At 72.8% G+C, this 15,416-nt stretch carries 8 protein-coding genes and 1 pseudogene; all 9 read left to right on the top strand.

Features of this window, described 5'->3' with window-relative positions; all coding sequences use genetic code 11:
• Positions 1-8: 8 nt before the first annotated feature.
• The 9 genes and pseudogenes from IE109_RS15525 (at position 9) to IE109_RS15485 (ending at position 15,375) form a co-directional block, all read left to right on the top strand.
• On the top strand, positions 9-1,520 hold the full coding sequence (locus IE109_RS15525) for a CYTH and CHAD domain-containing protein (RefSeq protein ID WP_189551462.1): 1,512 nt from the start codon (positions 9-11) through the stop codon (positions 1,518-1,520).
• Positions 1,521-1,653: 133 nt separating this feature from the next.
• A complete protein-coding gene (locus tag IE109_RS15520; protein ID WP_189551461.1) occupies positions 1,654-3,579 on the top strand; it encodes a TIGR03960 family B12-binding radical SAM protein in 1,926 nt (641 codons plus the stop codon).
• Positions 3,580-3,650: 71 nt separating this feature from the next.
• A complete protein-coding gene (locus IE109_RS15515) occupies positions 3,651-4,625 on the top strand; it encodes a hypothetical protein (RefSeq protein ID WP_189551460.1) in 975 nt (324 codons plus the stop codon).
• A gap of 125 nt (positions 4,626-4,750) precedes the next feature.
• Positions 4,751-5,533 (top strand): TIGR03936 family radical SAM-associated protein, encoded by a 783-nt coding sequence (locus IE109_RS15510; protein ID WP_189551459.1) that lies wholly within the window; start codon positions 4,751-4,753, stop codon positions 5,531-5,533.
• A 183-nt stretch (positions 5,534-5,716) separates the two neighbouring features.
• Positions 5,717-9,941, top strand: a pseudogene (locus IE109_RS15505) (Rne/Rng family ribonuclease).
• A gap of 397 nt (positions 9,942-10,338) precedes the next feature.
• On the top strand, positions 10,339-11,460 hold the full coding sequence (locus tag IE109_RS15500; protein ID WP_189551458.1) for a DegT/DnrJ/EryC1/StrS family aminotransferase: 1,122 nt from the start codon (positions 10,339-10,341) through the stop codon (positions 11,458-11,460).
• A complete protein-coding gene (locus IE109_RS15495) occupies positions 11,457-12,470 on the top strand; it encodes a Gfo/Idh/MocA family protein (RefSeq protein ID WP_189551457.1) in 1,014 nt (337 codons plus the stop codon). Before IE109_RS15500 ends, IE109_RS15495 begins: the two co-directional genes overlap by 4 nt.
• On the top strand, positions 12,467-14,095 hold the full coding sequence (locus tag IE109_RS15490) for a glycosyltransferase family 2 protein (protein WP_189551456.1): 1,629 nt from the start codon (positions 12,467-12,469) through the stop codon (positions 14,093-14,095). The genes IE109_RS15495 and IE109_RS15490 overlap by 4 nt, the downstream gene beginning before the upstream one ends.
• Complete coding sequence (locus tag IE109_RS15485; RefSeq protein ID WP_189551455.1) at positions 14,092-15,375, top strand: nucleotide sugar dehydrogenase; 1,284 nt, start codon at positions 14,092-14,094, stop codon at positions 15,373-15,375. Before IE109_RS15490 ends, IE109_RS15485 begins: the two co-directional genes overlap by 4 nt.
• The last annotated feature ends 41 nt before the right edge of the window (positions 15,376-15,416 follow it).

The following is a 15,416-nucleotide window of genomic DNA, read 5'->3' as shown; positions in this document are numbered from 1 at the left end:
GAATGCGAATGAGGGCCGATACGAAGCGCGAGATCGAGCGGAAGTACGAGGCCGACCCCGACACCCGGCTCCCGGACCTCACCGGTGTGCGCGGTGTCACGGCGGTCCTGGACCGGGGCGTCATCGAGCTGGACGCCGTCTACTACGACACCGAGGACCTCCGCCTCGCGGCGGCGTCCATCACCCTGCGCCGCCGCACCGGCGGAGAGGACGCCGGCTGGCACCTGAAACTGCCGGTCGCGCCCGGCGTGCGGGACGAACTGCGCGCCCCGCTGGAGGACGGCGTACCCGGCTCCCTGGCCGGCCTGGTCCGCGCCAGGACCCGCGGCGCGCCGCTCGTGCCGCTGGTACGGCTGCGGTCCCGCCGCGACGTGCGCCACCTGGTCGGCGGCGACGGCGCCCTGCTCGCCGAGGCCAGCACCGACACGGTCCGCGCCGAACGCCTGGCCGGCGGGGACGGCGGCACCGCCGAGTGGACCGAGATCGAGGTGGAACTCGCCGACGACGGCGACCCCGCCTTCCTCGACGCCGTCGACAAACGGCTTCGCAAGAAGGGCCTCAAACCCTCCCGGGCGGCGTCCAAACTCGCCAGGGCGCTCCGGGACACCGGTGCCCCGACCGCCGCGCCGCCCCCCGCGAAGGACGCCACCGCCGGCGGCCGCGTCCTCGCCCACCTGCGCGAGCAGGCCGACAAGCTCGCCACCTACGACGCCGCCGTACGCCGCGACCTCCCCGACTCCGTGCACCGCATGCGCGTCGCCACCCGCCGCCTGCGCAGCGCCTTCAGCACGTACCGCAAGGTCCTCGACCCCGCTGCCACCGGGCCCGTCGCCGACGAGCTGAAGTGGCTGGCCCGGGAGCTCGGCGTCGACCGCGACCAGGAGGTCCTCACCGAGCGCCTCACCGCCCGCGTCGACGCCCTGCCCGTCACCCTGCTCCTCGGCCCGGTCCGCGGCCGCCTGCGCGCCTGGACCGGCGCCGGCCGCGCCGCGGCGCGCGAACGCACCCTCGCCGCCCTCGACAGCGACCGCTACACCGCCCTCCTGGACTCGCTGGCCGCCCTGCTCGCCGATCCGCCGCTGCGGCCCGCCGCCCGGAAGGACGCGAGCGCCGTGCTGGCGCGCGCGCTCCGGAAGGACCACGACCGGCTGGCCACGCGCGTCGACCGCGCGCTCGCCCTCCCGGCGGGCCACGACCGCGACGTCGCCCTGCACGAGGCCCGCAAGGCCGCCAAGCGGGCCCGGTACGCCGCCGAGGCCGCCGTACCGGTGCTGGGCGGGCCCGCGCGGCGGTCCGTCAAGCGGGTCAAGGCGGTGCAGAAGGTGCTCGGCGACCACCAGGACAGCGTCGTCGCCCGCGACACCCTGCGCGACCTCGCCGTCCAGGCCCACCTGTCCGGCGAGACCGCCTTCACCTGGGGCCTGCTGTACGGCCAGGAGGAGGCCTGCGGGACCGAGCGGGAGCGGGAGCTGCCGGAGGTGTGGGCGAGGGCCTCACGGCCGGGCAGGCCGCTGGCGTGACCGGGCGGGCGCCCGCCCGCCGCGCCGGGGCCCGGCCGGCCAGCGACGGCGGAGGGACGTGATCGTCGTCAGGAGGGCGACTCCGAGCGGGTTACGCTTGAGAGTCGCCCTGCCAGCTCACGAAGGTCGCGAGATGCCTGCCGAGTCCGTCTTCCCTCAGCTCGAAGCTCTGCTTCCGCATGTGCAGAAGCCGATCCAGTACGTCGGCGGTGAACTCAACTCCACGGTGAAGGAGTGGGACGACTGCGACGTGCGCTGGGCGCTCATGTACCCGGACGCCTACGAGGTCGGGCTGCCCAACCAGGGCGTCATGATCCTCTACGAGGTACTGAACGAGCGCGAGGGCGTGCTCGCCGAACGCACGTACAGCGTGTGGCCCGACCTCGAAGCGCTGATGCGCGAGCACCGGGTGCCGCAGTTCACCGTGGACAGCCACCGGCCGGTCAAGGCGTTCGACGTCTTCGGCCTGAGCTTCTCCACCGAGCTGGGCTACACCAACATGCTCACCGCCCTCGACCTCGCGGGCATCCCGCTGGAGTCGAAGGACCGCACGCTCGACGACCCGATCGTCCTCGCGGGCGGCCACGCGGCCTTCAACCCCGAGCCGATCGCCGACTTCATCGACGCCGCGATCATCGGTGACGGCGAGCAGGCCGTGCTCGACATGACCGCGATCATCCGCGCGTGGAAGGCGGAGGGCCGCCCCGGCGGGCGCGAGGAGGTCCTCCTGCGCCTCGCGAAGACCGGCTCCGTGTACATCCCGGCGTTCTACGACGTCGAGTACCTCCCCGACGGCCGGATCGGCCGCGTCGTACCGAACCGGTCCGGCGTCCCGTGGCGCGTGTCCAAGCACACCGTCATGGACCTCGACGAGTGGCCCTACCCCAAGCAGCCGCTCGTCCCGCTCGCCGAGACCGTCCACGAGCGGATGTCCGTCGAGATCTTCCGCGGCTGCACCCGCGGCTGCCGTTTCTGCCAGGCCGGCATGATCACGCGCCCCGTGCGGGAGCGAAGCATCACCGGCATCGGCGAGATGGTCGAGAAGGGTCTCAAGGCGACCGGCTTCGAGGAGGTCGGCCTGCTCTCGCTGTCCTCCGCCGACCACTCCGAGATCGGTGACATCGCCAAGGGCCTCGCCGACCGGTACGAGGAGGACAAGGTCGGCCTGTCGCTGCCGTCCACCCGCGTGGACGCCTTCAACGTCGACCTGGCCAACGAGCTGACCAGGAACGGCCGCCGGTCCGGTCTCACCTTCGCCCCCGAGGGCGGCTCCGAGCGCATGCGCAAGGTCATCAACAAGATGGTCTCGGAGGAGGACCTGATCCGCACGGTCGCCACCGCGTACGGCAACGGCTGGCGCCAGGTGAAGCTGTACTTCATGTGCGGCCTGCCCACCGAGACCGACGACGACGTCCTCCAGATCGCCGACATGGCGATGAGCGTCATCCAGAAGGGCCGCGAGGTCTCCGGGCAGAACGACATCCGCTGCACGGTCTCCATCGGCGGCTTCGTGCCCAAGCCGCACACCCCCTTCCAGTGGGCCCCGCAGCTGTCCGCCGAGGACACCGACGCCCGCCTCGAGAAGCTCCGCGACAAGATCCGCGGCGACAAGAAGTACGGCCGCTCCATCGGCTTCCGCTACCACGACGGCAAGCCCGGCATCGTCGAGGGCCTGCTCTCGCGCGGCGACCGCCGCGTGGGCGCCGTCATCCGCGCCGTCTACGAGGACGGCGGCCGTTTCGACGGCTGGCGCGAGCACTTCTCCTACGACCGCTGGATGGCGTGCGCCGAGAAGACGCTGCCGGCCTTCGGCGTGGACGTCGACTGGTACACCACCCGCGAGCGCACCTACGAGGAGGTCCTGCCCTGGGACCACCTCGACTCCGGCCTCGACAAGGACTGGCTCTGGGAGGACTGGCAGGACGCCCTCGACGAGACCGAGGTCGAGGACTGCCGCTGGACGCCGTGCTTCGACTGTGGCGTGTGTCCGCAGATGGACACCCACATCCAGATCGGTCCCACCGGCAAGAAGCTGCTGCCGCTCACGGTCGTCAAGTAGTCGCGTAACGTCCGCGCAACGGCCCGGCCCGGGGAAGAACCCCAGGCCGGGCCGCTCGCGTCCTGTCGGGCATGGACGTGGAGAAGCGTGAACCCGAGGGATGCCTGACGGCGGCCATCAGGATCCCGGTGCGGATCGTGGTGCTGCTCGTCGTCCTGCCCGTGCGTGTGGTGTGGGACGCCCTGACCGCGTGCGGCCGGGCATGCGACCGGTTCGTGCTCCGGCCGCTGGGCCGGGTGTTGTACGCGCTGCTCGTCCTCCCCGTGGTGTGGCTGTACGCGCACGTCCTGGTGCCGCTCGGGCGGGGGCTGGCGTGGCTGGCCGGCGCGCTGGTGACGTACGGGCTGGTGAAGCCGGCCGACCGGCTGTACCGGTGGGTCCTCGCCCCCGTCGGGCGGGCGCTGCGGTGGCTGGCGGACATCCTGGTGGTGGTACCGGCGCGGTGGCTGTACCGGTGGGGACTCGCCCCGCTGGGGTGGGCGCTGCGGTGGCTGGCGAAGGCGCTGCTCGTGTGGCCGTGGGTGGCGCTGTGGCGGTACGTCGTCGTGCCCGTGGCGTGGTACGGGGTCGTCGTGCCGCTGGTGTGGCTCCACCGGTGGGTGGTCGTCCCGTCCGCGCGGTGGCTGTACCGGTGGGTGCTCGCGCCGGTGGGGTGGACCCTCGTCATGGCCTGGCGGGGCGCCGGATACGTCTCGCGGGCCCTGTGGCGCGCGCTGGCGTGGCTGGGCCTGACCTTGCTGGTACGGCCGCTCGCCTGGTGCTACCGGTCCGTGTGCACCCCGGTGGGGCACGCGCTGCGCGACCACCTGTGGCGGCCGGTCCGGAACGTGGTCGCCGAGGCGGGGCGCGCCACCCGCGCGGCGCTCGCCTCGGCCGCCGAAACGGTGCGCCGGGCCCGCCGGGACGCGTGGCGGGCGCTGGTCGGCGGACCGGCGCCGGGACGGGCCGGGGAACCGACGGGTGCTCCGGCGCGTAGTCTGGGTAGTACAACGATTGCGCCCGGCGTGGCGCCCGCATCCGAGATCTCCCCGCGAAAGCGGGGGTGAGCCGGGCGGGGCCCCCCGGGAGCCGCCCGAATTTTCGTGGGCGGAGCGCCACCGCGCCCGCCCCGCACCGAGGAGAAGAACCACTGGGCAAGCGACAGCCCGAAGGCCCGCCGCCCGCACCGGCAGTGCAGCGCGTTCGTCTGCGCTACACCAAGCGCGGCCGCCTCCGGTTCACCAGCCACCGCGACTTCCAGCGTGCCTTCGAGCGTGCGCTGCGCCGCGCCGAGGTGCCCATGGCGTACTCGGCCGGCTTCACCCCGCACCCCAAGGTCTCGTACGCCAATGCCGCTCCCACCGGCACGGGCTCCGAGGCCGAGTTCCTGGAGATCGCGCTCACCGAGCGTCGTGACCCGGAGAAGCTGCGCGAACTGCTCGACGAGTCGTTGCCGGACGGACTCGACATCACCGACGCCGTCGAGGCCCGTACCCCGGGTCTCGCCGACCGGCTGACCGCCTCCGTCTGGGAGTTGCGGCTGGAGGGGGTGGCGGCCGAGGACGTCGAGCGCGCCGTCGCCGCCTTCCTCGCGGCCGACGCCGTCGAGGTGCAGCGCAGGACGAAGAACGGGATGCGCACGTTCGACGCGCGGGCCGCCGTGGCAGGACTGCAAGCCACTCCCGCTCCGTCCGATAGGCCCGGGCAGGGCCCCTGTGCGATACTGCGGCTGGTTGTTCGGCACGTGACACCTGCCGTACGACCCGACGACGTCCTGTCCGGTCTCCGAGCTGTGGCCGACCTGGCGCCGCCGGTCCCCGCAGCGGTGACCAGGCTGGCGCAGGGGCTCTTCGACGAGGAGTCCGGCACGGTGACCGACCCGCTCGCGCCCGACCGCGAGGCAGTCACGGCCGCCCCACAAAAGGCCGCCGGACCCGCCGCCGCCCCGGAGCCGACAGGTGCAGGTTCCGCGTAGGGCGGTCGTCGTAGCGCGGCCCTGGCACTCGGGAGCCACCTGGGTCCGGCCGCGTACACCCACAGGAGACTTTCGCCAGGCCGTGCGTACAACGCGTACGGAACCGGCGAGCCAGACATAACAGCTCCCGTGCGGCGCCGCGCCAGGCGCGGCGCCCGGGAGCGTGACGGGAGAACCGCCCGCATGCTCGAGCCGAACGAAACCGGCGCCACCGCCGGTAACCACAACGAGGAGAACACCTCTCCCAGCGACACGCTGCCGCCGCGACGCCGTCGCCGCGCCGCGTCGCGCCCCGCGGGACCGCCGGTGACGGCGACCGCCGGGGACGCCCCGGCCGGTGAGGTCGTGGTCGAGGCGCCCGCCGCCGAGGTGGCCGACGTGGCCTCCCTCGCCGAGGCGCCCGGAGAGACCGCCGAGGCCGCTCCGGCGCGTTCGCGTCGTCGTGCCACGCGTAAGGCGACCGCCCCGGCGGGTGCCCCGCAGGCCGCCGAGGCCCCCGCCGCCGCTCCGGCCGAGGCGCCCGGAGAGACCGCCGAGGCCGCTCCGGCGCGTCCGCGTCGTCGTGCCACGCGTAAGGCGACCGCCCCGGCGGGTGCCCCGCAGGCCGCCGAGGCTCCCGTCGAGGAGCCGCAGGAGACCGCTCCGGTCGCCGAGGCCCCCGCCGCCGCTCCCGCCGAGGAGCCCGGAGAGACCGCCGAGGCCGCTCCGGCGCGTCCGCGTCGTCGTGCCACGCGTAAGGCGACCGCCCCGGCGGGTGCCCCGCAGGCCGCCGAGGCCCCCGCTGCCGCTCCGGCCGAGGAGCCGGAGGCCGCTCCGGCGCGTTCGCGTCGTCGTGCCACGCGTAAGGCGACCGCCCCGGCGGGTGCCCCGCAGGCCGCCGAGGCTCCCGTCGAGGAGCCGCAGGACACCGCTCCGGTCGCCGAGGCCCCCGCCGCCGCTCCCGCCGAGGAGCCGGAGGCCGCTCCGCGCCGTACGCGTCGTCGTGCCACCCGCAAGGCCACCGCGCCCGCCGGCGCCCCGCAGGCACGCACGGAGAGCCCGGCCGAGGACGAGGACGCCGCCGAGGCGGGCGAGACCCTGCCGGCCGACACCGTCGCGCAGATCTCCTCCGACGACGCCGGGACCGAGGTCGCCGCCGCAGAGCAGGCCGCGTCGCGCGGCCGTACGCGCCGTCGCGCCACCACCCCGCAGTTCACGGCCGAGCCGGTCAAGCGGGCCGAGCAGTCCCGCGGCCGCCGTGCCGAGCGGCCCGCCGTGCCCGTGTTCCAGGCCCCGGTCTTCGCCGAGCCGATGTTCCAGACCCCGGAGACCGCCGCTGCCGCTGCCGCCGCCGAGGCCGCCGAGCAGGAGGAGACCGCGGAGGTCGCCGAGACGCCCGTGGCCGAGGTCGTCGCCGAGCAGCCCGAGACGACCGGTGGCCGTCGCCGCCGCCGTCGTCGCGGCGAGTCCGCCGAGCCGGCCGCCGAGGCCGAGCCGGTGGTACGCCCGGCCCGCGAGCCCGCGCCCGAGGCCGAGGTGGACGAGGAGCCCGAGGCCGACGCCGAGGCGGAGGCCGCCGACGGCGAGGACACCGACGAGTACGGTGACCGCCCGTCGCGCCGCCGCCGTCGTGGTGGCCGCCGCCGCCGTCGTGGCGACGCCCCCGAGGCGGAGGAGGCCGAGGAGGCCGCCCGCGCCGAGGACGGCGGAGCCGACGACGAGGCGGAGGACGAGGAGCAGGACGAGGAGGCCGACGAGCACGAGGCCGGCACTCCCTCCGCCGCCGGTACCAGCAGCTCGCGCCGTCGCCGTCGCCGCCGCCGTCGCAGCGGTGACACCGGCGCCGAGCCGGAGGCGGCCGGTGAGGACGACGGCGTCCGTACGGTCGTCAAGGTCCGCGAGCCGCGTCCCGCCCGCGAGAAGGCCGAGCCGTCCGACGAGGTGCAGTCCATCAAGGGCTCGACCCGTCTGGAGGCCAAGAAGCAGCGCCGCCGCGAGGGGCGCGAGCAGGGCCGCCGCCGGGTGCCGATCATCACCGAGGCGGAGTTCCTGGCGCGCCGCGAGGCCGTCGAGCGCGTGATGGTCGTCCGCCAGAGCGGCGAGCGCACCCAGATCGGCGTCCTCGAGGACAACGTGCTCGTCGAGCACTACGTCAACAAGGAGCAGGCCACCAGCTACGTCGGCAACGTCTACCTGGGCAAGGTCCAGAACGTCCTGCCGTCCATGGAGGCCGCCTTCGTCGACATCGGCAAGGGCCGCAACGCCGTCCTGTACGCCGGTGAGGTCAACTTCGAGGCGCTCGGCATGGCCAACGGGCCGCGCCGTATCGAGACCGCGCTCAAGTCGGGCCAGTCCGTCCTCGTCCAGGTGACGAAGGACCCGATCGGCCACAAGGGCGCGCGTCTCACCAGCCAGGTCTCCCTGCCCGGCCGTTACCTGGTCTACGTGCCCGAGGGCTCGATGACCGGCATCAGCCGCAAGCTGCCCGACACCGAGCGGGCCCGGCTGAAGACCATCCTCAAGAAGATCGTCCCCGAGGACGCGGGCGTCATCGTGCGCACCGCCGCCGAGGGCGCGAGCGAGGACGAGCTGCGCCGTGACGTCGAGCGCCTCCAGGAGCAGTGGGAGGACATCCAGAAGAAGGCGAAGAGCGGCAACGCCCCGACCCTTCTCTACGGTGAGCCCGACATGACCGTCCGGGTCGTCCGCGACATCTTCAACGAGGACTTCTCGAAGGTGATCGTCAGCGGCGACGAGGCGTGGAAGACCATTCACGGGTACGTGTCGCACGTGGCGCCCGACCTGGCGGACCGGCTCCAGCGCTGGACGTCGGAGACCGACGTCTTCGCGACGTACCGGATCGACGAGCAGCTGATGAAGGCGCTGGACCGCAAGGTCTGGCTGCCGTCCGGCGGTTCGCTGGTGATCGACAAGACCGAGGCGATGATCGTCGTCGACGTCAACACCGGCAAGTTCACCGGCCAGGGCGGCAACCTGGAGGAGACCGTCACCAGGAACAACCTGGAGGCGGCCGAGGAGATCGTGCGCCAGCTGCGGCTGCGCGACCTGGGCGGCATCGTCGTCATCGACTTCATCGACATGGTGCTGGAGTCCAACCGGGACCTGGTGCTGCGGCGTCTGCTGGAGTGCCTGGGCCGGGACCGCACCAAGCACCAGGTCGCCGAGGTCACCTCGCTGGGCCTGGTCCAGATGACCCGTAAGCGGGTGGGCCAGGGCCTGCTGGAGTCCTTCTCCGAGACCTGTGTCCACTGCAACGGCCGTGGCGTCATCGTGCACATGGAGCAGCCGTCCACCACCGGTGGCGGCGGCAACGGCGGCAAGCGGTCCAAGAAGCGTGGCCGCTCCTCCGACGCGGAGCAGGAGACGACCGGCGCCGAGTTTGAGACCGAGACCGGGACCGGCGTCGAGACGGAGGCCGAGACCGAGACGGAGGCCGAGCTCGCGGCCGAGGTCGCCGCCCCGGTGGCGGTCGAGGAGCCGTTCCGTCCGGACGAGGAGCTGTACTCCAGCGTCGCGGAGGCCGAGGCGGCCGCGGGCCGGGGCCGTTCGCGTCGCCGGGCGTCCCGCAAGGCGACGGCTCCGGCCGGTGCGCCGAGGGCCGCCGCGGAGCCCGAGCAGCGTCCGGGCGTCGCCGAAGTGGCCCCGGAGGCCATCGAGGTGGAGGCGCTTCCGGCGCTCGCCACCGCGGCCGCCGGGACGACCGCCGAAGAGACGACCGCCGAGGAGACGACCGCCTCCGAGGCGGCCACCCCGGAGGCGGCTCCCGCCTCCGAGGCTCCGCAGGGCCGTACCCGTCGGCGCGCCACCAGGAAGGCGTCCGCCCCGGCGGGTCCGCCGAAGCCGGTGGCGTCCGAGGAGTCCGAGCCGGTCCGGTCCGCGCCGGTCCAGCCGGAGCCGGCCGGAGCCGGCCGAGGCCCAGCAGGCCGAGGAGCCGCGCCCCGAGCCGGTCCAGGAGCAGCAGCCCGCCGCCGAGGAGGCCCCCGCGGCCGCCCCGCCGCGTGCGCGCCGCCGCGTGGTCCGCAAGGTCACCGCTCCGGCCGCCTCCCCGGCGGGTGCCGCGGAAGCCGCGGTCATCGTCGTGAGCAGCGGCTCGACTGCGCGGCCCGCGACGGACGAGGCACCGGAGCCGAAGGCGGCGGCCCCGGCCGGCGAGGCCGAGGCACCGGAGGCGGAGGCCGGCGAGGCCGAGGCCCCGGCGAAGAAGGCCGCGGCGCGCAAGACCGCCAAGAAGGCCCCGGCGAAGAAGGCCGCCGCCAAGAAGACGACGGCCAAGAAGACGACCGCGGCGAAGAAGACGACGGCCAAGAAGACCGCCACCAAGTCGGCGGCGACAAAGACGGCGAAGACGGCGAAGGCGGCGAAGACCGCCAAGTCGGCCGCGAAGGAGACCGTACCGGCCGAGCAGTAGACGGGCGGGGCCCCGGTCCGCCGTGACAGCGCTCACGGCGGACCGGGGCGGCCCGGCCGCCGAACGGTTGGTGAGCGCCGGTCGAACGTCCCATGTCGGACCCGGGATTACCCCGGCCCGAGGCGGGATTTTGTTTCGGAATCGATGCCTCCAGCAGTTAACGGCCCCGAAATTGACCAGGAAATTCCTGATAATGTGACGCCGGTCGCTGCCGTCGGCGGGCCCCGCCCGAAGACTACGGTCGGTGACCGACCCGGTTCCGGGACAGACCGGTCCCAGCATTCCTCGGTAGGGCGTCGGCATCGCGCCGGAGGGGTAAGCGCGGCCTTGTCAGCCTCCGCAACACCCTTCAGACCTCTGCCACAAAGAGCTCTTGCGGTGTTCAAGGAGGACGTCCATGCCGAGCATCAACGAGCAGCCCATCCCCGCTGCCCGCCCGGTCATCGGTGAAGAAGAGATCGAGGCCGCCGTACGCGTACTGCGCACCGGCCGCGTCGTACAGGGCCCCGAAGTGGCCGCCTTCGAGGAGGGATTCTCCGAGCTGGTCGACGGGCGCCACTGCGTCGCCGTCAACTCCGGTACGTCGGCGCTGCACCTCCTTCTGATGGCGCTGAACATCGGCCCGGGTGACGAGGTGATCGTCCCGTCCTTCTCGTTCGCCGCCTCGGCGAACGCGGTGCGTCTCGTGGGCGCCGACGTCGTCTTCGTCGACATCGAGGCCGACAGCTTCAACATCGACCCGGCCGCGGTCGAGGCCGCCATCACCCCGCGCACCGCCGCGATCATGCCGGTCCACATCTACGGCAACCCGGCCGCCATGGACAAGATCATGGCCATCGCGGCGAAGCACAAGCTCGCGGTCGTCGAGGACGCCTGCCAGGCGCACGCCGCGGCCCTGAACGGCACCCCGGTCGGCGCGTTCGGCTCGGGCGGCACGTTCAGCTTCTACCCGACGAAGAACATGCACTCCCTCGAGGGCGGCATGATCTCCACCGCCGACGCCGAGATCGCCCGCACCCTGCGCCTGCTGCGCAACCAGGGCATGGAGCAGCGGTACGCCAACGAGATCGTCGGCGCCAACATGCGCATGACCGACGTGGCCGCCGCCGTCGGCCGTGTCCAGCTGGCCAAGCTGCACGGCTGGACCGAGACGCGCATCGCCAACGCGGCGTACCTCAGCGAGCACATCACCGCGCCGAACGTCGTCACGCCGATCGTCGCCGAGGGCGCGCGCCACATCTACCACCAGTACACGATCCGCGTGCGGGGCGGTGACCGCGACGCCGCGATGGCGAAGCTCACCGAGGCCGGCATCGGCAACGCCGTGTACTACCCGACCCCCATCCACCGGCTGAAGCCGTACTGGGAGCCGGACCAGAAGGCCGGCCGGAACTGGGACCTGCCCGAGACGGAGAAGGCCGCCGCCGAGGTCGTCTCGCTGCCGGTGCACCCCTCGCTGACCCAGAACGACCTTGAGCGCATCGTCACCGCCGTGAACGCGCTGGGAGAGAACCTGTGACTGCTGCTGGACTGCGGGCCGGCCTGATCGGCCTCGGCTCGATGGGACGCCACCACGCCCGCGTACTGGCCGGGCTGGACGGCGTCACCCTCGTCGGCGTCGTCGACCCGATGGGCGACAAGAACGGCTGGGCCCAGGGCGCACCCGTCCTGTCCACCGTCGAGGAACTGATCGCGCTGGGCATCGACTACGCCGTCGTCGCCTGCCCGACCGCGCTGCACGAGGAAGTCGGCCTGAAGCTGGCCGACGCCGGTGTCCACGCGCTGATCGAGAAGCCGGTCGCCGACACCGTCGACGGCGCCCGCCGCCTCGTCGAGGCGTTCGAGTCGCGGAGCCTGGTGGCCGGCGTCGGCCACATCGAGCGCTGCAACCCGGCGCTGCGGTCCCTGCGCTCGCGCCTGGAGGCCGGGGAGCTGGGAGAGGTCTTCCAGGTCGTCACCCGCCGCCAGGGCCCCTTCCCGCACCGGATCGCGGACGTCGGCGTGGTCAAGGACCTCGCGACCCACGACATCGACCTGACGGGCTGGGTCACCGGCCAGCAGTACACGTCGATCGCCGCGCACACGGTGTCCAAGTCGGGCCGCCCGCACGAGGACATGGTCTCCGCCGTCGGCCAGCTCTCCGACGGCACGATGGTCAACCACCTCGTCAACTGGCTGAGCCCGCTGAAGGAACGCTTCACGTCGGTCACCGGCGAGAAGGGCTGCTTCATCGCGGACACCCTCACCGCCGACCTCACCTTCTACTCCAACGCCGCCGTCGCCACCGAGTGGGAGGCGCTGCGCGCGTTCCGCGGGGTGTCCGAGGGCGACATGATCCGCTACGCCATCCCGAAGCGCGAGCCGCTCCTCGTCGAGCACGAGCTGTTCCGGGACGCCGTCCTCGGCGAGTCGGACGACATCTGCACGCTGCGCCAGGGTCTGCGTACGGTGGAGGTGGCCGCGGCCGTCATCGACTCCGCCGACCGCGGCGTCACCGTGCGGCTCGCCCCGGAGGACGTGGCCAGTTGACCACACCCGATGTCACCGTCGTGGTAGCCGTGTACAACACGATGCCGTACCTCACCGAGTGCCTGAACTCGCTGGTGGGGCAGAGCATCGGGCTGGACCGGCTCGAGGTCGTGGCCGTCGACGACGGCTCGACCGACGACAGTGGCCGGGAACTGGACCGCTTCGCGGAGAAGTACCCGAACACTGTCAAGGTGATCCATCAGGCCAACTCCGGTGGCCCGGCCGCTCCCAGCAACCGGGCCCTGGAGCTGGCCACCGGTCGTTACGTGTACTTCATCGGGTCCGACGACTACCTGGGCAAGGAAGCCCTCGCCCGGATGGTGGCCTGTGCCGACGAGCACGGCTCCGACGTGGTCGTCGGCAAGATGGTGGGCACCAACGGCCGTTACGTCCACCAGGCGCTGTACAAGAAGAGCGACCCGGACGTCTCGCTGTACGAGTCGGCCCTGCCGTTCACGCTGGCCAACACCAAGCTCTTCCGCCGCGAGCTGGTGGAGAAGTACAGCCTGCGCTTCCCCGAGGACCTGCCGGTCGGCTCCGACCAGCCGTTCACCCTGGAGGCGTGCGTACGGGCCGCGAGGATCTCGGTCCTGGCGGACTACACGTACTACTACGCCGTCAAGCGCGGCGACGCCAGCAACATCACCTACCGGGCGAACCACCTGTCCCGGCTGCGCTGCACCGAGCGGATCATGCACTTCGCGGCCTCGCTGATCGAGGCGGGCCCGAAGCGGGACGCGGTCCTGGAGCGCCACTTCACCTGGGAGCTGGCCAAGCTCGTCCAGGACGACTTCCCGGCGCTGGACGCGGTGACGCGTGCCGAGGTGTGCGCGGGCATCGCGAAGCTGGCCGACGCGTACTTCACCGACGGGCTGCGCGACTCGATGGACGTCAAGCGGCGGGTGCGGATCTGCCTGGCCCGGCGCGGCGCGGTCGACCTGCTCGTGAAGGCCATCGAGGACGAGGCCGCGCACGGCTCACCGCCGCTGCTGCTGGAGGACGGCCGGGCGTACGTCCGGTACCCCGGCTTCCGCGACCCCTCGGTCGGACTGCCCGACCGGGTGTACGAGGTGATCGGCGAGGCCGTCCCCGGCCGGCTGGCCGAGGGCGCGTCGCTGGTGTCGGCCGAGTGGGACCAGAGCGGCGACGACATGGCCGTCGATCTGACGGTACGGCTCGGGCTGGCCGGCGAGACCGGCTCCGCCGTCGTGCGGCTCGCCACCAAGGCCATGCCGAAGAGCGCCGACAAGCCGGGCGCCCGCCGGCTCCCCGTAGGACATGAACTGCCCGCGTTGGTGGGCGAGTTCACCCGCAAGCCGACCGAGGACGGCGAGGGCACCCTGCTGACCGCCCGCATCCCGGTCAAACCGAAGAGTGCCAAGCTCGGTGTGCGCGTGTACGCCGACGTGGCAGGCTCGACGTACGAGGTCCCCGTGCCGGTCCGCGGCAGGCCGCTGCCCCTGGCCCGGCGCTGGCGGGAGAGGATCCCGTACCGGATCTCCGCCAACGCCAACCCCAAGGGGCGGCTGGTGATCACCACGGCTCCGCTCTGGGAGCCCTCGCTCGGCGTGGGCAAGCGACTGCGTCAACTGATGTCCCGTGTGAAGAGGAAACTGACCCGATGAATATCTGTGTAGTCGCGCTCGGCAAGATCGGCCTGCCGCTCGCCGTGCAGTTCGCCGCCAAGGGCCACAAGGTCATCGGCGCCGACGTCAACGAGAAGGTCGTCGAGCTGGTCAACGCCGGCACCGAGCCCTTCCCCGGCGAGCACGACCTCGACCGGCTGCTCAAGCAGACCGTCGACGCCGGTCTGCTGTCCGCGACCACCGACACCGCGGCCGCCGTGGCCCGGTCCGAGGCCGTCGTGGTCGTCGTCCCGCTGTTCGTGGACGCCGAGGGCACCCCGGACTTCGGCTGGATGGACTCCGCCACCAAGGCCATCGCCAAGGGCCTCAAGCCGGGCACCCTCGTCTCCTACGAGACCACCCTCCCCGTCGGCACCACCCGCACCCGCTGGGCGCCGATGCTGGAGCAGGGCTCGGGCCTCAAGGCCGGCGAGGACTTCCACCTGGTCTTCTCCCCGGAGCGCGTCCTCACCGGCCGCGTCTTCGCCGACCTGCGCCGCTACCCCAAGCTCGTCGGCGGCATCGACGACGCGTCGGCGAAGCACGGTGTCGAGTTCTACGAGCAGGTCCTCGACTTCGACGAGCGCGACGACCTGCCGCGCGCCAACGGCGTGTGGGACCTGGGCACCGCCGAGGCGTCCGAGCTCGCCAAGCTGGCCGAGACCACGTACCGCGACGTCAACATCGGCCTGGCCAACCAGTTCGCCCGGTTCGCCGACCAGCAGGGCATCGACGTCCTGAAGGTCATCGAGGCGTGCAACTCGCAGCCCTACAGCCACATCCACCAGCCGGGCATCGCCGTCGGCGGCCACTGCATCCCGATCTACCCGCGGATGTACCTGTGGAACGACCCGGAGGCCACGGTCGTGCGCTCGGCGCGCGAGGCCAACGCCGCGATGCCCGAGTACGCCGTCGACCTGCTGGCCGCCGCCTACGGCGACCTGAAGGACGTGGGCGTGCTCGTGTTGGGCGCCGCCTACCGCGGCGGCGTCAAGGAGACCGCGTTCTCCGGCGTCTTCGGCACCGTCGAGGCCCTCAAGGCCCGCGGCGCCGTCCCGTACGTCTCCGACCCGATGTACACGGCCGAGGAGCTGGCCGCGCACGGCCTCACCCCCCACCAGGGCGAGAAGGTCACCGCCGCGATCCTCCAGGCCGACCACGCCGAGTACAAGGAGCTGGCCGCCTCCGACCTGCCGGACGTCACCGTCCTGGTCGACGGCCGCCGCACCACGGACCCGGCCCGCTGGGAGGGCGTCCGCCGCGTCGTCATCGGCGGCTGACCCCCGAGGCCGATCCCGTACAACAACGAACAGTGGCCCTG

Origin of the sequence: Streptomyces lavendofoliae (assembly GCF_014649735.1) — a bacterium.
GTDB lineage: Bacteria > Actinomycetota > Actinomycetes > Streptomycetales > Streptomycetaceae > Streptomyces > Streptomyces lavendofoliae.
The sequence above is the reverse complement of the archived record's forward strand: the minus strand, read 5'-3'. Positions and strand labels throughout refer to the sequence as shown.

Coding starts and splice junctions, on each gene's coding strand:
- IE109_RS15515 (WP_189551460.1), top strand. CDS start 3,651: ATGGACGTGGAGAAGCGTGAACCCGAGGGATGCCTGACGGCGGCCATC.
- IE109_RS15525 (WP_189551462.1), top strand. CDS start 9: ATGAGGGCCGATACGAAGCGCGAGATCGAGCGGAAGTACGAGGCCGAC.
- IE109_RS15520 (WP_189551461.1), top strand. CDS start 1,654: ATGCCTGCCGAGTCCGTCTTCCCTCAGCTCGAAGCTCTGCTTCCGCAT.
- IE109_RS15500 (WP_189551458.1), top strand. CDS start 10,339: ATGCCGAGCATCAACGAGCAGCCCATCCCCGCTGCCCGCCCGGTCATC.
- IE109_RS15485 (WP_189551455.1), top strand. CDS start 14,092: ATGAATATCTGTGTAGTCGCGCTCGGCAAGATCGGCCTGCCGCTCGCC.